The sequence below is a fragment of the Aliirhizobium sp. YIM B11859 genome, assembly GCF_057163345.1.
The window spans coordinates 706,592-726,666 of record NZ_JBXHAY010000001.1; the positions used below are offsets into that span (position 1 = coordinate 706,592).

19 protein-coding genes are annotated in these 20,075 nt (G+C 60.1%); 5 read left to right on the forward strand and 14 right to left on the reverse strand.

The window, feature by feature from the left end:
* The first annotated feature begins 430 nt into the window (after positions 1–430).
* From AC2GXZ_RS03245 to AC2GXZ_RS03255, 3 genes are all read left to right on the forward strand, one after another.
* Positions 431–973, forward strand: a complete 543-nt coding sequence (locus AC2GXZ_RS03245) for a redoxin family protein (protein ID WP_483757678.1) — start codon at positions 431–433, stop codon at positions 971–973.
* Positions 974–1,215: 242 nt separating this feature from the next.
* Entirely contained in the window at positions 1,216–1,746 is a 531-nt protein-coding gene (ureE, locus tag AC2GXZ_RS03250) for an urease accessory protein UreE (protein WP_483757679.1), read from the forward strand.
* Positions 1,747–1,767: 21 nt separating this feature from the next.
* Complete coding sequence (locus tag AC2GXZ_RS03255) at positions 1,768–2,469, forward strand: urease accessory protein UreF (protein ID WP_483758250.1); 702 nt, start codon at positions 1,768–1,770, stop codon at positions 2,467–2,469.
* A 163-nt stretch (positions 2,470–2,632) separates the two neighbouring features.
* Here the strand turns inward: AC2GXZ_RS03255 and AC2GXZ_RS03260 are convergent, their stop codons facing one another.
* Complete coding sequence (locus AC2GXZ_RS03260) at positions 2,633–2,824, reverse strand: hypothetical protein (protein WP_483757680.1); 192 nt, start codon at positions 2,822–2,824, stop codon at positions 2,633–2,635.
* A 289-nt stretch (positions 2,825–3,113) separates the two neighbouring features.
* Here AC2GXZ_RS03260 and ureG point away from each other — a divergent pair, with 289 nt between their 5' ends.
* Positions 3,114–3,725, forward strand: a complete 612-nt coding sequence (ureG, locus tag AC2GXZ_RS03265) for an urease accessory protein UreG (protein WP_483757681.1) — start codon at positions 3,114–3,116, stop codon at positions 3,723–3,725.
* 136 nt (positions 3,726–3,861) lie between these two features.
* On the opposite strand, the gene AC2GXZ_RS03270 is transcribed toward ureG, so the two are convergent.
* From AC2GXZ_RS03270 to AC2GXZ_RS03325, 12 genes are all read right to left on the reverse strand, one after another.
* The gene (locus tag AC2GXZ_RS03270; protein ID WP_483757682.1) at positions 3,862–4,545 is read right to left on the reverse strand and encodes a Crp/Fnr family transcriptional regulator; all 684 of its coding nucleotides are present in this window, start codon (positions 4,543–4,545) and stop codon (positions 3,862–3,864) included.
* A gap of 156 nt (positions 4,546–4,701) precedes the next feature.
* The gene (locus AC2GXZ_RS03275; RefSeq protein WP_483757683.1) at positions 4,702–8,049 is read right to left on the reverse strand and encodes an efflux RND transporter permease subunit; all 3,348 of its coding nucleotides are present in this window, start codon (positions 8,047–8,049) and stop codon (positions 4,702–4,704) included.
* Positions 8,046–9,266, reverse strand: a complete 1,221-nt coding sequence (locus tag AC2GXZ_RS03280; protein WP_483758251.1) for an efflux RND transporter periplasmic adaptor subunit — start codon at positions 9,264–9,266, stop codon at positions 8,046–8,048. The genes AC2GXZ_RS03275 and AC2GXZ_RS03280 overlap by 4 nt, the downstream gene beginning before the upstream one ends.
* 262 nt (positions 9,267–9,528) lie before the next feature.
* Positions 9,529–10,482: an ABC transporter substrate-binding protein gene (locus tag AC2GXZ_RS03285; RefSeq protein ID WP_483758252.1), complete on the reverse strand. Its 954-nt coding sequence runs from the start codon at positions 10,480–10,482 to the stop codon at positions 9,529–9,531.
* A 94-nt stretch (positions 10,483–10,576) separates the two neighbouring features.
* Positions 10,577–11,704 (reverse strand): ABC transporter permease, encoded by a 1,128-nt coding sequence (locus AC2GXZ_RS03290; protein ID WP_483757684.1) that lies wholly within the window; start codon positions 11,702–11,704, stop codon positions 10,577–10,579.
* Positions 11,701–12,597: an ABC transporter permease gene (locus AC2GXZ_RS03295; RefSeq protein WP_483757685.1), complete on the reverse strand. Its 897-nt coding sequence runs from the start codon at positions 12,595–12,597 to the stop codon at positions 11,701–11,703. The genes AC2GXZ_RS03290 and AC2GXZ_RS03295 overlap by 4 nt, the downstream gene beginning before the upstream one ends.
* Positions 12,597–12,932 (reverse strand): hypothetical protein, encoded by a 336-nt coding sequence (locus AC2GXZ_RS03300; RefSeq protein ID WP_483757686.1) that lies wholly within the window; start codon positions 12,930–12,932, stop codon positions 12,597–12,599. The genes AC2GXZ_RS03295 and AC2GXZ_RS03300 overlap by 1 nt, the downstream gene beginning before the upstream one ends.
* Before the next feature lie 171 nt (positions 12,933–13,103).
* Positions 13,104–13,937 carry an ABC transporter ATP-binding protein gene (locus tag AC2GXZ_RS03305; RefSeq protein WP_483757687.1) on the reverse strand — a complete coding sequence of 278 codons (834 nt, stop codon included), beginning with the start codon at positions 13,935–13,937 and terminating at the stop codon, positions 13,104–13,106.
* The gene (locus AC2GXZ_RS03310; protein WP_483757688.1) at positions 13,928–14,287 is read right to left on the reverse strand and encodes a hypothetical protein; all 360 of its coding nucleotides are present in this window, start codon (positions 14,285–14,287) and stop codon (positions 13,928–13,930) included. The genes AC2GXZ_RS03305 and AC2GXZ_RS03310 overlap by 10 nt, the downstream gene beginning before the upstream one ends.
* The gene (gene hydA / locus AC2GXZ_RS03315; protein ID WP_483757689.1) at positions 14,287–15,741 is read right to left on the reverse strand and encodes a dihydropyrimidinase; all 1,455 of its coding nucleotides are present in this window, start codon (positions 15,739–15,741) and stop codon (positions 14,287–14,289) included. The genes AC2GXZ_RS03310 and hydA overlap by 1 nt, the downstream gene beginning before the upstream one ends.
* Before the next feature lie 112 nt (positions 15,742–15,853).
* Positions 15,854–16,330, reverse strand: coding sequence for a GNAT family N-acetyltransferase (locus tag AC2GXZ_RS03320; RefSeq protein WP_483757690.1), 477 nt, complete (start codon positions 16,328–16,330; stop codon positions 15,854–15,856).
* A complete protein-coding gene (locus AC2GXZ_RS03325) occupies positions 16,327–17,580 on the reverse strand; it encodes a Zn-dependent hydrolase (RefSeq protein ID WP_483757691.1) in 1,254 nt (417 codons plus the stop codon). The genes AC2GXZ_RS03320 and AC2GXZ_RS03325 overlap by 4 nt, the downstream gene beginning before the upstream one ends.
* 257 nt (positions 17,581–17,837) lie before the next feature.
* On the opposite strand from AC2GXZ_RS03325, the gene AC2GXZ_RS03330 reads away from it, so the two are divergent.
* Positions 17,838–18,476 (forward strand): TetR family transcriptional regulator C-terminal domain-containing protein, encoded by a 639-nt coding sequence (locus AC2GXZ_RS03330; RefSeq protein WP_483757692.1) that lies wholly within the window; start codon positions 17,838–17,840, stop codon positions 18,474–18,476.
* A gap of 292 nt (positions 18,477–18,768) precedes the next feature.
* On the opposite strand, the gene AC2GXZ_RS03335 is transcribed toward AC2GXZ_RS03330, so the two are convergent.
* The gene (locus AC2GXZ_RS03335) at positions 18,769–19,803 is read right to left on the reverse strand and encodes a glutamine synthetase beta-grasp domain-containing protein (RefSeq protein WP_483757693.1); all 1,035 of its coding nucleotides are present in this window, start codon (positions 19,801–19,803) and stop codon (positions 18,769–18,771) included.
* Between the last annotated feature and the right edge of the window lie 272 nt (positions 19,804–20,075).

A 20,075-nucleotide genomic window follows, 5' to 3' on the forward strand; every position in this document is an offset into this window, starting at 1 on the left:
ATAATAACGCGAAAAATTCAACAATAAAATTCATAAACAGATCGCCGTAATATGCATAGGTGTTAATTTAACTATTGGTAAAAATTCAGTCCCAATAACCCCACCTCTAATGACTAGTACATTCTGATCTGAGATTACGCAGGTTTTGCCGATATGGGAGACAGCTGGTCGAGCAGGGAGCGTGGCTGAAAGCCATCGACCAATAGCCATGCCCCATGCGGGTAGATGGACAAAGCAACAGAATGCGTTGACCCTAAGCGATCTGCCCCTGCCATACCGGCCGCCATCCCCAAGCAATGCTTCCTGTGAATATCAGCTTTGCGCTGCGGCATTTTTTCAAGAAGATTGCTGCACTGCGGTGAAAATCACTTTAGAGAAGTTCTCATCTGCTCCGGGACGGGGCAAATGTTCATTTCTCAAGGAGATCGTCATGCTGGGCAAAAAGGTTCCCCAAGTCACATTCCGCACCCGCGTACGCGACGAGGCCGTCGGTGGCCCGAACCCTTTCCGTTGGCAGGACGTCACCTCGGCCGATTATTTCGGCGGCAAGCGCGTCGTCTTGTTCTCGCTGCCGGGCGCGTTTACGCCGACCTGCTCGACATTCCAGCTGCCGGACTTCGAAAAGCTGTTTGCTGAATTCCAGGCAGAAGGCATCGATGCCATCTATTGCATGTCGGTCAATGACGCCTTCGTCATGAATGCCTGGGCCAAGAGCCAGAACCTCGAAAACGTCACGGTGATCCCGGATGGTTCGGGCGAGTTTACCCGCAAGATGGGCATGCTCGTTGCCAAGGACAATCTCGGCTTCGGCATGCGCTCCTGGCGTTATGCGGCGATCGTCAACAATGGCGTCGTCGAGCAGTGGTTCGAGGAAGAAGGTTATTCCGACAATTGCGAGAGCGATCCTTACGGTGCGTCCTCGCCGCAGAACATTCTCGAAAACCTCAAGGGCATGAAGATCGCTGCCGAATAAGCCGCGATATTCTGACCTGTCATCTGAAAAAGCCCGGTCATCTGCCGGGCTTTTTGCTGCCCGGGTACAACTAAAGCATTTCCGCCTTTCCTCGAAACGCGAAACCGCTCCATCTCTTTGTTTCTGCGCAATTCCGGATGCAAAACCGGTTCCCACTTTTGCTGGAGTTGCTTTAGGGCTTGTGTGCCGCGCCACCATTGGCAATGATGGCATAAGATTTTGCCGTTCAACGGGTTACCATCATGCAGCATATCCATTCATACCGTCCTGCCGGCGAGATCAGCGACCCGCCGATCGATATCGTCAGCCTGCCGCACGACCTGCGCCACCTGCGCCGCAAGCTGCTGCATCTGTCGAATGGCGAGATGGTGATGCTCGATCTCAAGGAAGCCGTGCTCTTCCATAATGGCGACCGGCTGGTGCTCGACAATGGTGACACGGTCGAGGTGCAGGCGGCGGCGGAAAAACTGTTCGAAGTGACGGCCCGCGATACACTTCACTTGATCGAGCTTGCATGGCATCTCGGCAACCGCCATCTGCCGGCGCAGATCGAAGAGGGCCGCATCCTGATCCTGCGCGATCACGTCATCCGGTCGATGCTGCAGGGATTGGGGGCAACGGTTGCGGATATCGAGGAACCGTTCCAGCCGGCGCGCGGCGCCTATCACGCGCATGGTTCGCACGATAGTCATGCCGGGCATTCGCACGGGCATGATCACGGCCACGACGATCACGCACATGGGCACAACCATGGCCGTCATGACCACGACTGAGTGCGCATGACCGAAGAGGGGATGCCGGCCGGCGCGGCGGTGAATGACGCTACGGAAAAACCACTGGACACAAAGGCATTGCTGCGGCTGATGGCCTGGCTTTCGCCGGCCTTTCCGATCGGCGGTTTTGCCTGGTCGGGGGGGATAGAGCGGGCCGTTGCAGACGGGCTTGTCAAAGGAGCCCCGGACCTTCAGGCCTGGCTTTCGACGCTTGTCCGCAACGGATCGCTCTGGAATGATGCGGTGCTGTTTGCCGAGGCCTGGCGGCGAGCCGACGATGACCTTGCGCTTGGCGATGTTGCCGAGCTTGGTCTTTCGCTCGCCGGGTCTGCGGAGCGATTTGCCGAGACGCTATCGCTTGGAAAGGCCTTTGTCGTGGCGGCTTGCGCCTGGCCGCATCCGGTGCTGGAGCGCCTGCCGAAAGACCTGCCTTTTCCGGTGGCGGTCGGGGCGTTGGCTGCGGCACATGGCGTACCGCTGGCCCAGGCGCTTGCAGCCTATCTCCATGCCGCATTTTCGCAGGCCATTTCGGCAGGCATCCGCCTGAGCGTCGCGGGTCAGGCAGAAGGCGTGGCGGTCCTCGCGGCGCTGGAAGCGTTGGCGGAAGACATCGCTGCCCGGGCGGCCACCACATCGCTTGACGATCTGGGCGGCGCAGCGGTCCAGGCCGAGATCGCCTCGCTTCGACACGAGACGCAACATTCCCGGCTGTTCCGGTCCTGAACTGCCCTATCAGGGTCAACCTGGAAAAAGCGCGTGAAGGACCCGTCGGATCCGCTCCTCACGCTCTAAGCCGGCATGTTGTCGTGTGTTTTTCCCGCAGAAACGCTGCACGCAATTGAGCGAGTTCGCGCTTGCCTCAGAGGCAGGGCGCCGATTGCCGTCGTCACGGTTCCTGCGCGATGAAGAGGATCTGGTCGTCGATCGCGTCCGCCAGCGACAGAACCATTTCGCGCCGATCAAAGCCGTAGGTTTCCAGCATTTTCAGCATGCTGGAAAGGGCCGCTTTGGCCGCCTTCTGGCAATCGTGTTCCTGTTCGAATACGTCATACGTAAATGCAGTCGCCTGATAATCCATTCTGATTTCCCCGTTTACCAGTTCAGGTAAGTCTCAGCATGCGATAATGAAACACAACTACAATACGTATTATGACGGTCTTATCCGGCTACCACAATCTGGGCCGAATGTTTTCTACAGATATGTTTAATTATACTTCGTCGGGGAAGTTTAGATAATAAATGCCGCGTTCGCGGGGAGGGGAAGGGGGGGCCGTCGAATGGCGGGCGCGATCGCGATCGCCCAGTTTCCGATTGCGTCGATATCCCGCCGCATTATTGTCGCTCCAGCATATCGAAAGGACATTTCCATGAAATCGGCAAACGGACCTTTGCGTGTGGGCATTGGCGGTCCTGTCGGGTCCGGCAAGACCCATCTGACCGAAAAGCTCTGCAAGGCGATGCGGGACGAATTTTCCGTCGCGGTCGTCACCAACGACATCTACACGAAGGAAGATGCCGAGGCGCTGGTGCGCATGCAGGCGCTGTCGTCGGACCGTATCGTCGGCGTGGAGACCGGCGGCTGCCCGCATACAGCGATCCGCGAGGACGCAACGATCAATCTTCAGGCGATCGCCGGACTGAACGAGCGGATTCCGGATCTCGACGTCGTCTTCATCGAATCGGGCGGCGACAATCTGGCGGCAACCTTCTCGCCGGATCTTGCCGATATCACCATCTATGTGATCTCCACCTGTCAGGGCGAGGAAATCCCACGAAAAGGCGGGCCGGGCATTACCCGCTCGGACCTGCTGGTGATCAACAAGAAGGATCTGGCGCCCTATGTCGGCGTCGACATGGATGTGATGGACCGGGATGCGTCGCGCATGCGCGAGATGAAGCCGCATGTGTTCACCGACCTGAAGCGCGGCGATGGCGTCGGGCATATTGTCGAGTTTTTGAAGCGGCAAGGCGGGCTATAACTCTTTCACCGACCATCCATTAATGCTGAAAAAAGAAAGGCCGGCGGTTTTTTGACCGCCGGCCTCGCCTGTCGCCGGACACCCCTGTGGCAACAGGCATGCTCTGAAGGCTGCGTCGTCTCGCGCGCCTTCGAGCCTAGATATTCCTCAATGCCTGAACATCACCGACCTGGATGATACGTCCGCGAACCGTGACGCCCACCCGGCGCAGACTGGAAAATGCCCGCGACAACGCTTCGGGTGCGAGACCCAGCATGCCGGCCAGCAGGCTCTTCTGGAAAGGCAGGCGGATCGATGCCGAGCTACCATCCGTCGGGCAACGGCTGAGGATGTAGTTTGCCACCCTCTGCGGTGCGGTGAACAGGCGGTCGTTGGCGATGCAATCCATCGTGCCGAGCAGATGCCGGGATACGGCGGAAATCAGCGCCTTGGCGATTTCCGGATCCTGCTGGGCAAGATCGCGCACCGCCTGCATGTCGAAGCGGGCAATCGTCGCGGGCTCGGCCGTCTGTGCATTGCAGCGATAGATGCCATCGCTGAACAGAAGGCATTCGGCAAACGTATCGCCCGGTGCGCAGACCATGATATCGGCTTCGCGTCCTTCGCGGCTCAAGCGGAAGAGCCGGACATAACCGCTCAGGACGCAATAAAATGCGTCGGCATTTTCGCCTTCCCGCATGACGAACTTGCGGGCCGGGACCGTGCTGATCGTCATTGTCTGCATCAGGCGGATCAGGGCAGCGTTGCCCAGCCCCGCCAGAAACGGTGCTTTCATGAGCACTGCCCGGTCTCGATTGCTGAGTTTCAGGCTGCTGTTCATCTCGCCATCTCTTTCTTGCTGCGGCCGTTGATTGACATCCACGGGAACAAGATAGCGTCTGGAGGGCGGATGGATTTGATACCGATCAACCCGGGTTTCATATTTTGCCGGGTTTTTCAGGTGTGGACGAGACGCCGCGGGCGGCGCCTCTTGGCGTCATTCGGCGGCCATTGGCGGCAGACGCATGACGCGGTGACCGGCCTGGGCATCTGACTGCAATCCTGATTGGCTACCGGAAGTTGCTGAATTTTCGTCCTTTTCCAGCCGATCCAGACGCTGTTCCAGTTCCGATAGGGCGCGGCCATGACGGCGTGTCTGGCGCGCGACCTCATCCGACGAGATCAGGTCCTCATCTTCCCTGGCGCCGACGAAGCGGCCGAAGATGCGCCCGAGAAGCCGCGACAGATCGTCCATGATCAGGAAGAAGGATGGAACGACGAGCAGCGACAGCACGGTCGAGACGATAATGCCGCCGATCACGGCGATCGCCATCGGTGCGCGGAAGGAACCGCCTTCGCCGACGCCCATCGCCGATGGCAGCATGCCGGCCGACATGGCGATCGAGGTCATGATGATCGGCCGGGCGCGCTTGCGGCCTGCCTCGACCATGGCATGTACCCGCTCCAGTCCGTGCCGTTTCATCTCGATGGCGAAGTCGACCAGCAGGATGGCGTTTTTGGTGACGATGCCCATCAGCATTAGGATGCCGATCAGGACCGGCATGGAGAGCGCATTCTGGGTAACGATCAGAGCGACGGCCACGCCGCCGATCGCAAGCGGCAGCGAGAAGAGGATGGTGAAGGGCTGGATGACATCCTTGAACAGCAGGATCAGAACCACGAGCACCAGCAGCAGACCCATCAGCATGGCATTGCCGAAACTCTGGGTCATCTCTGCTTGGACCTTGGCATCGCCGCTCTCGGCGAGCCTTACCGTCGGGGGCAGTTTGGTTTCATCGACGATGCGCTTGAATTCGGCGCTCGACGTATCGAGCGCGGTGCCGAAGGGCACATCGGAGCCGATCGAAACGACGCGGTTGCGGTCGTTGCGCTTGATCGAGCTTGGACCTTCCGAATAGTCGATATCGGCGACGCTGTAGAGCGGCACCATCGTGCCGGAAGAGGTCTTTACCTTGAGATTGCGGATCGCCTGCAGGTCGCGGCGCACGTCGAGCGAGGTCTGGACGCGGATCGGGATCTGCCGGCTGTCGAGCGAGATCTTTGCCAGATTGGCGTCGATATCGCCGATCGTCGCAACGCGGACGGTTTCGGAAATCTGCTGCGGGGTGATGCCGAGCCTGGAGGCTTCCGCCATGCGCGGCCTGATCTGCAGTTCCGGCCGGGGCAGGGCGCCTTCCGATGAGACATTGGCAAGGATCGAGGAGGCGCGCAGCCTGGATTCCAAAAGGCCGATGGCGTCGTTCAGGTCGTCCTCGCTGGAGGAGAGGAAGTTGAATGACAGTTCGCGTTCGGCGCGGTCGTTGACCTTGGAAATACGCACGTCGGGAATGGCATGGACGGCGGCGAAGATATCCTTTTCCACGTCCCATTGCGGTCGCGTGCGGCCGTGTTCGGGCAGTTTCGGCAAGAGGTCGCCGATCAGCGGGATCGAGCCAAGGCCCTTGTTGACCAATGTCTTCAACAGCGAATGGTCGATATTCTGCAGGATGACGCGCACGGTGGCGCGGCGCAGTTCGAGATCACCCTTGGGCGATGCGCCGCCGAGTGTGAAGACGCTTTCGACGCCATCGATATTTTTTACCGCCTCATAGACTTTCGTGCTGGTGGCGTCGGTTTCCTCCAGCGTGGCATTCGGCGGCAGTTCGAGCGACAGCACGACACGGGAGGAATCATCCGGCGGCAGGAAGGAGCCCGGAACCTTGCTCAGCAGGAAAAGCGAACCGGCAAGGAAGGCGATGGCGGCCAGCATCGTTGTATAACGCCAGTACCATTTGCGCGTCGTGGCGGTGACGAGACGGGTATAGGCCTTCATCAACGGGCCGTCATTGTCGTGGTGATCGTCCATCGCGTCTTCGGCGCGCATCAGATAGGCGGCCATCAACGGCGTTATCAGGCGTGCGACCGCCAGCGAGAAAAACACAGAAAAGGCAACGGTCAGACCGAACTGGATGAAATACTGGCCCGGAATGCCCGGCATGAAGGAAACAGGCACGAAGACGGCGATGATGGTGAAGCTGGTGGCGATCACCGCAAGACCGATCTCGTCTGCCGCTTCGAGGGCTGCGCGGTAAGGCGTCTTGCCCATCTTGATATGGCGGGCGATGTTTTCGATCTCGACGATCGCGTCATCGACGAGAATGCCGGTCGCAAGCGTCAGCGCCAGGAAGGAGACGAGGTTCAGCGAGAACCCCATCATGTTCATGATCCAGAATGTCGGGATCGCCGACAGCGGTAGGGCGACGGCTGCAATCAGCGTGGCGCGCCAGTTTCGCAAAAACAGGAACACGACGATGACGGCAAGCAGCGAACCTTCCATCAGCGTATGGAGGGCGGCTTCGTAATTGCCGTAGGTGAAATAGACGCTGTCGTCGACCATCTGGATCGAGACGTCCTGATGGGCGTTGCGGATGCCGTCGAGGCTCTGTGCCACTGTCTCTGCGACCGAGACCTCGCTTGCCCCCTTGGCGCGGAAAACGGCAAAGGTCACGGTCGGCATGCCGTTGAAGCGCGAGAAGGATTTCTGCTCTTCATAGGTATCGGTCACCCGGCCGAGTTCGGACAGCTTGACGAAACGGCCGTTCGACAGAGCGATGCTGGTATCGGCCAGTTGCTGGACATTGCGGGCGTCGCCCAGCGTGCGGATGGTCTGCTCGTTGCCGGCCACCTGGCCGCGGCCGGAGCCGAGATCGACATTGGTGCCCTTGATTTGTGTATTCACGTCGGCGGCCGTGATGCCATAGGCATCGAGCTTTGCGGCATTGAGCGAGACGCGTACTTCCCGGTCGGCGCCGCCGTAACGGTCGATACGGCCGATGCCCGGCTTGCCCTGAAGATCGCGCTTGATCGTGTCGTCGACGAACCAGGACAGTTCTTCCAGCGTCATGTCCGGAGAGGAGACGGCAAATGTCTGGATCGCCTGACCTTCGACATCCACCTTGGTGACGATCGGTTCCTCGATGCCGGCGGGAAGATCGCTGCGGATCTTGTCGATCTGATCCTTGGTATCCTGCACGGCCTCTTCGGTCGGCTTTTCGATGCGGAACACGACCGTGGTCAGCGACTGGCCATCGGTGACGGTCGACTGGATTTCATCGATGCCGCTGATCGAGGCGACGGCATCCTCGATCTCCTTGGTCACCTGCATTTCGAGTTCGGCCGGCGAGGCGCCGCTCTGGGTCACCGTAACCGAAACGACGGGGACGTCGATATTGGGGAAACGGGTGATGGGCAGCGCATAAAAGGCCTGGATGCCGACGAAAAGCAGCAGCGCGAAGGCAAGCAGCGGGGCGATCGGGTTGCGGATCGACCAGGCGGAGAAATTCATTGGGAAACCTCCGGAGCCTTGGCCGAGGCCTGTTTATCCGGTACGGGCGCAATGTGGTCGCCGTCGCGGACGAAGGCGCCGGCCTTGGCGACAACGACGTCGCCGGCCTGAAGCCCACTGACGATCTGGATAAAACCACCATCCTGGAAACCGGTCTCGACCTTGACCTGCCTGACGATACCCTCTTCGATCTTGCGGGCGGTGGATCCTTCGCGTCCGGTCGTTACCGCCGACAAGGGCAGCGCCAGCCCATCCGTCTGTTCGACGACGATTGCCGCACGGCCATACATGCCTGCACGCGCACCACTGTCTGCACTGATTTCGATATGGACGAGGCCGAGGCGTGTGGTCTGGTCGACGGTCGGCGAGACAAGCCTTACGCGGCCCTCGATCTCGCGGCGTGCGCCAGCCACGGTGACGACGGCCTTCTGGCCGATCCTGGCTTTCTGGATGTCGGATTCCGAGATGTCGGCAACCAGTTCAATGGCGCCATTCTTGATGATGGTGAACAATGGGTCGCCGTTGCCCGAAGCGATGGCGCCGACCTTGGCGTTCTTGGCAGAGATGATGCCGGCGACCGGTGCCTTGACGCCGGTGCGGGCAAGCTGCAGGTCGACATCCGCCATCTGCGCCTCGATGACATGAACGTCGGATTGTCCGACGGCGACGGCCTGCCGGGCGGCATTCAGGCGAGCCCGGGCGACATCGACCTGGGCATTGGCCTGTTCCAGCTGGGACGCGGTGCTGGTGCCGCTCTGGTTCAGCTTCTGGGTGCGGTCGCGCTGCTTGACGGCATCGTCGAGATTGGCCTCGGCTTCGACGACCTGGGCCTGATACTGGGCAACCGAGGCTTCGGCCTTGGCCTTGTTGGCCTGATACTGGCTTTTCTGCAGGACGAGGGCATCGTCGTTCAGGGTGGCGAGAACCTCATCGGCCGTAACCTCGTCGGCAACATCGACGTTCAGCGCCTTGACGGAAAGGCCTTCGACCAGCGGCTGGACATAAACCTCGTCGATCGGCCGGATCGTGCCTGTTGCAATCACCCGGTCGGTCAGCGGTCTTGTGGTCGCTTCCGTCACGACGATGGCCGGCAGTTTCGGTTCCGTGGCGGCGGGAGCCGTCGCGTCCTGCGCGCTGGCGGATGTCGCGACGGTCAGAAACGTGAACGCAACCAGGGCGGGGATCGACTTCGACAGGTTATGCGGCATGCAACACATCCAATATTGCGAGGGAAGAAGCACGCCGACCATCGGCGCCCGTCATCATACGTCCTCCCCGTATGACGCGGGACGAAGGCGGCATCCGACATCGCGGTTACGCGAAAGTCGAAAATCGATGGCGCCGTCGCGGCTACTTTTACGTGTTCGCCATCGCGTGATCAATCCGCCTTTCCGTCGATGGAATGGCACGCTCTGATGGCAAAAAAATGCCCGACGAAAACGCCGGGCATGGGAAGTATCGGTGATGTTTGTTGCTCGATTATTTCAGCGCGGCGCTGGTGATATCGGCCGTATAGGCGCCTTCCGGTGCCTTGCTGATGATCTTCTGGTCGGTCAGCGCCTTCACCGTGCGGTCATAGGTCGCCATGTCGAGCTTGCCGTCGCCGATCAGCTTGGCGACCTCGCCCATCATCCGCTTCTGGTGGTTTTCGTCCTGACCGCCATTGTCCATGACGATTTCGGCGGCTTCATCCGGGTTTTCGATGGCGTATTTCCAGCCCTTCATCGAGGCACGGACGAACTTGACCATGTTCTCCTTGAACTTCGCATCCTTGAGCTTGGTGTCGAGCGCGTAGAGGCCGTCTTCCAGAAGATCGTTGCCGAGCTTGGTATAGTTGAAGACAACGAGGTCTTCCGCCTTGAAACCGGCATCGATTGCCTGCCAGTATTCGTTATAGGTCATGACGGAAATGCAGTTTGCCTGTTTCTGCACCAGCGGCTGCACGTCAAAGCTCTGCTTCAGGACGGTGACGCCGTCGGCGCCGCCTTCGGTCTTGAGGCCGAGCTTGTTCATCCAGGCGAAGAACGGATATTCGTTGCCGAAGAACCAGACGCCGAGCGTTTTGCCCTTGAAATCGGCTTCGGTCTTGATCGGCCCGTCCTTGGGGCAAATCATTTCGAGTCCGGATTTCTGGAACGGCTGGGCGATGTTGACCAGCGGCACACCCTTTTCGCGGGCGACCAAAGCACCGCCCATCCAGTCGACGATGACGTCTGCACCGCCGCCGGCGATGACCTGTTCGGGAGCGATATCCGGGCCGCCCGGCTTGATCGTCACGTCGAGACCTTCCGCCTCGTAGAAACCCTTGTCCTTGGCGACGAAATAGCCGCCGAACTGGCCCTGGGCCACCCATTTCAGCTGCAGCGTCAGCTTGTCGGCAGCCATTGCCTGCGCGCCGGCAAGCGAGGCGGTGCCCAGGATCGCCCCTGCCATCAATGCCTTCGTGATCTTGGCCTTCATGATCTTTTTCATTGCCGTTACCCTCTCTCCTCCGCCCTGTCGATGTTACGCGGGCGGTTCGTTGCGTCTAACCCCCACGGTTAGACGGATGCCAGAATGTTGTCGCTCTCTCGCCAAGCGCCACCACACCATAAAAGACAGAACCGACCAGCGCCGCAACCGCGATTTCGGCCCAGACCATATCGACATTCATGCGGCCGATCTCGGTGGAGATGCGAAAGCCCATGCCGACGATCGGGGTGCCGAAAAATTCCGCGACGATGGCGCCGATCAGGGCAAGCGTCGAATTGATCTTCAAGGCGTTGAAGATGAAGGGCATGGCGGCGGGAAGGCGCAGCTTCATCAGCGTCTGCCAGTAGTCCGACGCATAGGACCGCATCAGGTCACGTTCCATCGATCCTGCCGCATTCAGCCCGGCAATCGTGTTCACCAGCATCGGGAAAAAGGTCATGACGATGACGACTGCCGCCTTGGACTGCCAGTCGAAACCGAACCACATGACCATGATCGGCGCGACGCCGATGATCGGCAGAGCCGACATCAGGTTGGCGATGGGCAAAAGCCCGCGGCGGAAAAAGGCGACCCGATCGGCAAGGATGGCGACGGCGAAACCCGCGGCACAACCAACGACATAACCGAAGATGACGGCCTTGAAGACGGTCTGCTGGACGTCTGCCCAGAGGGTCGGGATCGAGGCGACGAGGCGGATGCCGATGGCCGATGGTGGTGGCAGGATGATGAAGGGGATGCCGAGCCCGCGTGTCACTGCCTCCCAGAGGATGAGGATCCATGCGCCGAAGATTGCCGGAATGATGAGGCGCAGCAGGCCGTCCGCGACCCTTGAGCGCAACCGGTAAGCCGACAGGATGGTGACGCAACGGCAGGCGAGCAGCCAGTCTGCAGCGAGTACGAGGAAGAAGGCCGGTGATCCACTGCCCTCGTTGCCCGCCAGCCGGGAGAGAAGAAGCCCGGTGGAAAGATGGCTGCAGATAAACAGCATGACAGCCAGGAAGAGGTTCGGAAGCGGTAACAGGGAGGCGATGGCACCACCGATTGCCAGCACGAAGACCGAAAACATCCGCACAGGAACATAAGGGACCGGGATTTGCGAGATGCCGAGCGGAAAGGTCGCCAGCGCGGTCAGTGCAAAAACCAGCGCCAGCCAGGATTGCCAAGGGCGCGTCAGGATGCTCATGCCTGCCTCCGCGGTTTTGTACCCATGGCGGCTTCGACGAGTCTGCCGGCAAGTGCTACGATCGCGACCAGCAGGGCAGCCAGCACGGAACCGGCAATCAGCGCGGCCCAGATGTCGATCGTCTGGCTGTAATAGGCACCGGCGAGCAATTTGGAGCCGATGCCGGCGACAGCCCCGGTCGGCAATTCGCCGACGATCGCGCCGACCAGGCTGGCGGCGATCGCCACCTTCATCGAGGTGAACAGGAAGGGGACGGAGGCCGGTACCCGCAGCTTCCAGAAGGTCTGGGCGTCGCTGGCATGATAGGTGCGCATCAGGTCGAGCTGGATCAGTTCCGGCGAGCGCAGCCCCTTCACCATGCCGACGGCGACTGGAAAGAAGGAGAGATAGGTGGAGATCAGCGCCTTCGGCAAAAGCCCGGTGATGTTGACGGCGCCCAGCACGACGATGACCATCGGCGCGATGGCGAGAACCGGCACCATCTGCGAGGCGATGATCCACGGCATCAGGCTGCGTTCGAGTGATCTGACATGGACGATGCCGACCGCGATGAGAATGCCGAGAAGCGTGCCGAGGGTGAAACCGACGGCCGTCGACGTAAGCGTCACCCAGGCATGGTAGACGAGGCTGCGGTTGGACGTGATGCTGCGCAGGAAGGTGTTTTCGAAGACGTTTTTTGCCACCTGATGGGGGGCAGGAAGCGTCGGCTTCGGCTGCGACATGGTCTTTTCGAAAAACTCGACTTCCGTCGAGGTGACGTTGGCGCGCCGGTCCAGATCGCGCTGGAACGGGGCGTTCATGAAATAAGCGCCGACATACCAGACCATGACGATGAAAAGCACGATGACGGCAACGGGGATGATCCGATGCTGGAAGAGTTTTTCCTGCCGCATCAGCTTTTGGCTCCGACCGGAAACAACATCAGGATCATGGCGGCAACGCCGAGACCGACGCCGGCGAGCTGTGTCGAACTCAGCCGCTCGCCGAAGACGGCAAACGCAATGACATTGATCAGCAGCAGTTGTGCTATGGCCGATGCGGAGATTGCAAGGCCGAGCCCGCCCTCACGCATCAGCTTCACCATCATCAGGTTGCCGATGCAATAAAGCGCGAGCGACAGGATGAGCAGAAACATGTTGCTGGAGGCGATATAGGCACGCGATGCCGTTGCGGCCGCAAGGAAGGTCGCCATGGCGGCTGCGAGCCAAAGGAGGAAGACGGGGCTCATGGGCTTAGCCTCTGGCGGATGCCCCTCATCCGGCTGCCGCCACCTTCTCCCCGTCCTGACGGGGAGAAGGGATATGCCGCGCCGTCTCCATCCATCTCAAACGGCGCGTGCGGCACGTTCCCTCTCCCCGCTCGCGGGGAGAGGGTTAGGGTGAGGGGCCATTGCATGCCGCTATTCCTCATAACTATGCCCCGCCCTCAGGCCTTCCCGAACCCGATGCGCGATCGCCAGGAATTCCGGCGTCTCGCGGATTTCGAGCGGGCGGTCCTTGGGAAGGGTCGATTCGATCACGTCGGTCACCCGGCCTGGGCGGGGCGACATGACGACGATCTTGGTCGACAGGTAGACGGCCTCGGGAATGGAATGGGTGACGAAGCAGATGGTCTTCTGCGTCCGTGCCCAGAGCTTCAGAAGCTGTTCGTTCAGGTGGTCGCGGACGATTTCGTCGAGTGCGCCGAAGGGTTCGTCCATCAAAAGCAGATCGGCATCGAAGGCGAGCGCGCGGGCAATCGAGGCGCGCTGCTGCATGCCGCCGGACAGCTGCCAGGGATATTTCTTGCCGAAGCTTGCAAGGTTGACGAGATCGAGCGTGCGTTCGATGCGTTCCTTCCGTTCGGCTGCGGTGTAATTCATGATCTCCAGCGGTAGTGCGATGTTCTTTTCGATCGTGCGCCAGGGATAAAGCGCCGGCGCCTGGAACACATAACCGTAGGAGCGGGATTTCCGGGCATTTTCCGGCGTCATGCCGTTGACGGTAATCTCGCCGGACGTGGCGTTTTCCAGATCGGCGATGACGCGCAGGAATGTCGTCTTGCCGCAGCCGGACGGGCCGATAAAGGAGACGAAATCCCCCTTTTTCACGTCCAGATCGACATCGGACAGCGCGTGGACCGGGCCGTCATTGGTCTCGAAGGTAAGGCCGAGTTTCCTGGCGGAAACAACGGAAAAACGTTGTGGTTCTTCTGTCTGCGATGATCCGGGTGCTGCTTGGGCTGCTATTTGCATTTCGGATAAGGACCCCATTTCGTTCCGTCGGGAAAACTGACGGTGTAGCCTTTGGCGGATCTGGTGAGGGTCGCGTCGTCTTCCGATCCCGCTTCGCCATCGGCCTCACATTCGGCACGGACGGTAAATCCGGTGGCGGTACTGGTGGCGCTGCCGTGGAAATCGCAGGTCGCAACAGCGGTGGTGATGCCTTCATCATTCAGCAGGAAAAAATCGTCATCGCCGGAGGAAACTCCGGTCTTTGCGTAGATGCAGCCGCTCTTGGTGCCATAGGCGCCGTCAAGAAAGCCTTCGGCGTGGGCCGATGCGGCGGCAAGCCCGATGGAGATCGCGAGGAGGATGTTTTTCATCACACGCCACTCGCCGGGATGCCGGACCTTTCGACCTTGCGCGGTGCCGTCAGTTCCTTCCAGGTGGAGAGTGCCTTGGATACGGCAGGATAGGGCTCGCGGGCGACGAACTGGCCGTGGCCCTCGCGGCTCTTCAGCGTGCCGTCCTCGACAACGACTGCGCCGCGCGACAAGGTGTAACGCGGCAGGCCGGTCACCTGCTTGCCTTCGAAGACGTTGTAATCGATCGCCGACTGCTGGGTTTTCGCCGAGATGGTCTTCGACTTCTTCGGGTCGAGCACTACGAGATCGGCATCGGCGCCGACGAGGATGGCGCCTTTCCTCGGATAGAGGTTCAGGATCTTGGCGATGTTGGTGGAGGTGACGGCGACGAATTCGTTCATGGTGATGCGGCCGGTCGCGACGCCATAGGTCCAAAGCATCGGCAGGCGGTCTTCCAGTCCGCCGGTGCCGTTCGGGATCTTGCGGAAATCGCCGAGGCCGTAACGCTTCTGGTCGGTGGTAAAGGCACAGTGGTCGGTCGCGACACATTGCAGCGAACCGGCTGCAAGGCCGGCCCAGAGTGAATCCTGATGCTGCTTGTTGCGGAACGGAGGGGACATGACGCGGCGGGCGGAATGATCCCAGTTCTTGTCGAAATATTCGCTTTCATCGAGCGTCAGGTGCTGGATCAGCGGTTCGCCATAGACCCGCATGCCGTTCTGGCGCGCCCTTCGGATCGCCTCATGCGCCTGTTCGCAGGATGTGTGGACGACATAAAGCGGCACGCCCGCCATGTCGGCGATGATGATGGCACGGTTGGTCGCTTCGCCCTCGACCGACGCGGGCCTCGAATAGGCGTGCGCTTCCGGGCCGTCATTGCCTTCATCCATCAGCTTCTGCTGCATGGAAGCGACGATATCGCCATTTTCGGCATGGACGAGGGGAAGCGCGCCAAGCTCGGCGCAGCGGGAAAACGAGGCGAACATCTCGTCGTCATTGACCATCAGCGAGCCCTTGTAGGCCATGAAATGCTTGAAGCTGTTGATGCCCTTTTCCTGAACGACGGTCTGCATCTCGTTGAAGACCTGCTCGCCCCACCAGGTGACGGCCATGTGGAAGGAATAATCGCAATGGGCGCGGGTCGCCTTGTTGTCCCAGCGCTTCAGGGCGTCGAGCATCGACTGGCCGGGATCAGGCAGACAGAAATCAACCACCATGGTCGTGCCGCCGGCGAGTGCTGCCCGCGTGCCACTGTCGAAATCATCGGCGGAATAGGTGCCCATGAAGGGCATTTCGAGATGGACATGCGGATCGATGCCGCCCGGCATGACATAACAGCCGGTGGCGTCCAGAACCTCGTCGGCGACAAGGTCCGGGCCGATCTCGACGATCCTGCCGCCATCGATCTTCACATCCGCCTTGTAGGTCAGGTCGGCGGTGACGATGGTTCCGTTCTTGATCACTGTGGCCATGGTTGTTCCCCTTGTCTGTTGCCGCAGTCAATCACCCGAGATCGAGGACCTCAGGGACTGGACATCTCGGCTGGTGATCGTCTCGTTCTGGTTCGTGATGCCAAGGGGGCGCTCATTGGGCAGCCTCCCGTTGTCTCAGGGTCTTGGTCATGAACAGGCTATGCGGGTTTTCCGCGTAATCGGCAAACGGGCCGCAGGTGCTGTAACCAAGCGCCTCATAAAGCCGCACCGCCTCTACATTCAGCGGTCCGGTTTCGAGATAAAGCCGGTCGACGGCCCGTGCTTCTGCCAGCCCCTCAAGTCCAGCCATGATCTTTCGTCCGATGCCGTGGCCACGGGCTTCGTCATGGACGAAGATGCGCTTCAGTTCGGCGCTGCCGTCTTCGAACCATTTGATCGCGCCGCAGCCAACGGCTTTGCCGTCCAGTCTTGCGACCAGAAAGAAAATGTCCGGCTGCGACAAGGCATCCAGATCGACCGCAAAATTTCCCTCGGGTGGGTAGAGTGATGCCATATAGGCGTCGGAAAGCTCGATCAGGGCGATCACTTCGGGCTGGTTCGGCCGCTCTATGGCGATGTCGACACTCACTCGACAATCTCCGCCGTTTCCACCACCGCATGGAACAGAACATCGCAGCCGGCGGCGGCCCAGTCCTTGGAGATCTCCTCGGCTTCGTTATGCGAAAGCCCGCCGACGCAGGGGCACATGATCATCGTGGCCGGCGCCACTTGCGCTGCCCAGCAGGCATCGTGGCCGGCGCCGGAAATGATGTTCATATGGCTGTAGCCGAGTTTTTCGGCGGCATCCCGGACACGGCCGACCAGCGTGGGATCGAAGGTGATCGGGTCGAAATGGCCGACGGCTTCCACCGAGCAGCCGACGCCGAGGGCTTCACAGATTTCCGCAGCCGCAGTTTCGATTTTCGCCCGCATCCGATCGAGCTTTTCCTGGCTGGGTGTGCGCAGATCGACGGTGAAGACAACTTTGCCAGGGAGAACATTGCGGGAGTTGGGTGTGAAAAAGGCCTGACCGACGCCGGCGACGGCGCCCGGCTGTTCGGCCATGGCAATCTCCTGAACCTTTTCCATGATCCGGCCAAAGGCGAGACCGGCATTGACGCGCATGTCCATCGGGGTGGAGCCGGTATGGGCTTCCTTGCCGGTCAAGGTGAATTCCAGCCACCACAGGCCCTGGCAATGGGTGACGACGCCGATCTGCTTCTCCTCGGCTTCGAGGATCGGGCCCTGTTCGATATGATATTCGAAATAGGCATGCATCTTGCGGGCGCCGACCTCTTCGTCGCCGAGCCAGCCGATGCGCTTCAGCTCGTCGCCATAGGTCTTGCCGTCCGGGTCCTTGCGGGAATAGGCGTAATCGAGTGTGTGAATGCCGGCAAAAACGCCGGATGCGAGCATGGCGGGTGCAAAACGCGCGCCTTCCTCATTGGCCCAGTTGGTGACGACGACCGGGTGTTTCGTCCTGATACCGAGGTCGTTCATCGAGCGGACGACTTCCAGTGAGGCGAGCACGCCCAGAACACCGTCATATTTGCCGCCGGTCGGCTGGGTGTCGAGGTGGCTGCCGATATAGACGGGCAGGGCATCCGGATCGGTGCCGGGACGGGTGGCAAACATCGTGCCCATCCTATCGACGCCGACCGTCATGCCGGCTGCCTCGCACCAACGCTTGAACAGATGGCGGCCCTCGCCGTCCTCATCGGTCAGGGTCTGGCGATTGTTGCCGCCGGCAATGCCGGGGCCGATCTTCGCCATGTCCATCAACATGTCCCAGAGACGGTCGCCGTTGACGCGCAGGTTCTCGCCCGGTGCTGCCACCATGATTTTATGTCCTCGCCTGTTCATGCACTGCCGGAAGGCAGCATGCCTGTTGTTCCCGTTGGTCCTGTCCGATACCTCAAGGCTTGTCACCAATGGTTCGGAAGATCGGCATTGCGTTTGTTATGCTTGTCGCCGATAATTTGACCGCCTGGTAAAAGCTTACAAATTCCACCGCATCACTCAAGCTGAAAATCGTCACAGCTTCAGATGTTTTCAGAAATTTGCCGATGGCATGGGATAAGGAGACGTGGCAGGGCATGGCTATACCGAGAGCTGCGCAGACGCAGCGGCGAACGCGGATCCAGGAGGAGAAAGAGGAGCGCATTCTGGAAGCTGCCCTCGACGTGTTTTCCGTCAACGGGTTTCGCGGCTCGACGATCGATCAGATCGCTGAAGCGGCCGGCATGTCGAAACCCAATCTGCTCTATTATTTCCGCACCAAGGAAGCGATGCACAGGCAGCTGATCGACCGGGTGCTGTCGACATGGCTCGAGCCGCTGAGGGTGTTCAACGCGGACGGCAATCCGGAGGCGGAAATCCGCTCCTATATTCGCCGCAAGCTCGAGATGGCGCGGGATTTTCCGCGCGAGAGCCGGTTGTTCGCCAACGAGATCCTGCAGGGCGCGCCGCGCATCGAAGACGAATTGAAGGGGCCACTCAAGCAGTTGGTGGACGAAAAGGCCGAGGTTATCCGCGCCTGGGCGCGCGCCGGCAAGATCGCCAAATGCGATCCCTATCACCTGATCTTCTCGATCTGGTCGACTACCCAGCATTATGCCGATTTCGATGTTCAGGTAAGGGCGGTGCTCGGACAGAGCCATGCCGGCGACGGACGTTTCGAAGACGCGGCACGGTTTTTGGAGCAGCTGTTCATGGATGGGCTGCGGGTGCGGTAGGGTGGCGCTTCTGTCGTGGCTGGAGGCGATCCCCTCACCAACAAAATCTGAGACTTAGCCTTTGGCTAAGATCTTGATTTTGTAACCTCTCCCACAGGGGGAGAGGGAGGGAGCCGAGCTTGCCTCCCCGGCATCTCTCCCCTCGTGGGAGAGAAAGCAATTTCGAAATCTTAGCGCAGCTAAGTTTCAGAAATTGCAAGTGAGGGGATTAAGCGGCAACTACCTATTCCCCACCAACGAAAAACGCCGGCGCTGAGGCCGGCGTTTCCGTTTATCCTTGGGAGGATCTTGATCAGGCAGCAGCCGACTTTGCAGTCGGGACTTCTGCGATCGTCTTCAGAACCTGGGAAGCGATCGCGTAGGGGTCGCCCTGGGAGTTCGGGCGGCGATCTTCGAGGTAGCCCTTGTAGCCGTTGTTGGCGAAGGAATGCGGAACGCGGATCGAGGCGCCACGGTCGGCGATGCCGTAGGAGAACTTGTTCCACGGAGCCGTTTCGTGCTTGCCGGTCAGGCGCTTGTCGTTGTCCGGGCCGTAAACGTCGATGTGCTCTTTCCAGTTCTTGGCAAAAGCAGCCATCAGGGCTTCGAAATAGTCCTTGCCGCCAACTTCACGCATGAACTTGGTGGAGAAGTTGCAATGCATGCCCGAACCGTTCCAGTCGGTGTCGCCGAGCGGCTTGCAGTGGTATTCGACGTCGATGCCGTACTGCTCGGTCAGACGCTGCAGCAGGTAACGGGCCATCCAGATCTGGTCGGCGGCGCGCTTGGAGCCCTTGCCGAAAATCTGGAATTCCCACTGACCCTTGGCCACTTCGGCATTGATGCCTTCGTGGTTGATGCCGGCAGCGAGGCACTGGTCGAGATGCTCTTCGACGATTTCGCGAGCAACCGGGCCGACATTGCTGGCGCCGACGCCGCAATAATAAGGACCCTGCGGAGCCGGGTAGCCCAGTTCCGGGAAGCCGAGCGGACGACCGTTTTCGTAGAAGAAATATTCCTGCTCGAAGCCGAACCATGCATCTTCGTCGTCGAGGATGGTGGCGCGGGTGTTCGACGGATGCGGGGTGACAGCGTCAGGCATCATGACTTCGCACATGACGAGTACGCCGTTGGTGCGGGCCGGATCCGGGTAAACGGCAACGGGCTTGAGCACGCAATCGGACGAATGGCCTTCGGCCTGCTCGGTCGACGAACCGTCGAAGCCCCACAGCGGAAGCTGTTCGAGGGTCGGGAATGCGTCGAATTCCTTGATCTGCGTCTTGCCGCGCAGGTTCGCTACCGGCTTGTAGCCGTCGAGCCAGATGTACTCGAGCTTATACTTGGTCATGTTTTATCTCTCAGGCCGTGGTTCATGGTTGAGCCATCCTGGATGTGCGGCGCTTGCCGCCCCACATTCCGGGCATGGACACATAAAGGCAATGACCGTGCCAGTTTGATCGAAGAACGGGCTGGATGGCTTAAAAAATGTCGTTCCTGATGTCGCAGGCGGTTCCGGCCCTGTCTTTCGCGGCTGATTCTGCTTACGAAATGGGCTTGTGCCGCGATTGCATCTTGGCGCTGCGGAACCTGCCGGATCATCGTGCGTTCAGATCAATCACG

Coding starts and splice junctions, on each gene's coding strand:
- AC2GXZ_RS03305 (WP_483757687.1), bottom strand. CDS start 13,937: ATGCAAATAGCAGCCCAAGCAGCACCCGGATCATCGCAGACAGAAGAA.
- AC2GXZ_RS03300 (WP_483757686.1), bottom strand. CDS start 12,932: ATGAGCCCCGTCTTCCTCCTTTGGCTCGCAGCCGCCATGGCGACCTTC.
- AC2GXZ_RS03260 (WP_483757680.1), bottom strand. CDS start 2,824: ATGGATTATCAGGCGACTGCATTTACGTATGACGTATTCGAACAGGAA.
- AC2GXZ_RS03335 (WP_483757693.1), bottom strand. CDS start 19,803: ATGACCAAGTATAAGCTCGAGTACATCTGGCTCGACGGCTACAAGCCG.
- ureE (WP_483757679.1), top strand. CDS start 1,216: ATGCAGCATATCCATTCATACCGTCCTGCCGGCGAGATCAGCGACCCG.
- AC2GXZ_RS03285 (WP_483758252.1), bottom strand. CDS start 10,482: ATGGCAGGGGCGATCCTGGGCACCGCCTCGCTTGCCGGCGCGCAGGCA.
- AC2GXZ_RS03275 (WP_483757683.1), bottom strand. CDS start 8,049: ATGAATTTCTCCGCCTGGTCGATCCGCAACCCGATCGCCCCGCTGCTT.
- AC2GXZ_RS03290 (WP_483757684.1), bottom strand. CDS start 11,704: ATGAGCATCCTGACGCGCCCTTGGCAATCCTGGCTGGCGCTGGTTTTT.
- AC2GXZ_RS03295 (WP_483757685.1), bottom strand. CDS start 12,597: ATGCGGCAGGAAAAACTCTTCCAGCATCGGATCATCCCCGTTGCCGTC.
- AC2GXZ_RS03310 (WP_483757688.1), bottom strand. CDS start 14,287: ATGAAAAACATCCTCCTCGCGATCTCCATCGGGCTTGCCGCCGCATCG.
- AC2GXZ_RS03245 (WP_483757678.1), top strand. CDS start 431: ATGCTGGGCAAAAAGGTTCCCCAAGTCACATTCCGCACCCGCGTACGC.
- hydA (WP_483757689.1), bottom strand. CDS start 15,741: ATGGCCACAGTGATCAAGAACGGAACCATCGTCACCGCCGACCTGACC.
- AC2GXZ_RS03330 (WP_483757692.1), top strand. CDS start 17,838: ATGGCTATACCGAGAGCTGCGCAGACGCAGCGGCGAACGCGGATCCAG.
- AC2GXZ_RS03325 (WP_483757691.1), bottom strand. CDS start 17,580: ATGGTGGCAGCACCGGGCGAGAACCTGCGCGTCAACGGCGACCGTCTC.
- ureG (WP_483757681.1), top strand. CDS start 3,114: ATGAAATCGGCAAACGGACCTTTGCGTGTGGGCATTGGCGGTCCTGTC.
- AC2GXZ_RS03255 (WP_483758250.1), top strand. CDS start 1,768: ATGCCGGCCGGCGCGGCGGTGAATGACGCTACGGAAAAACCACTGGAC.
- AC2GXZ_RS03280 (WP_483758251.1), bottom strand. CDS start 9,266: ATGTGTTGCATGCCGCATAACCTGTCGAAGTCGATCCCCGCCCTGGTT.
- AC2GXZ_RS03270 (WP_483757682.1), bottom strand. CDS start 4,545: ATGAACAGCAGCCTGAAACTCAGCAATCGAGACCGGGCAGTGCTCATG.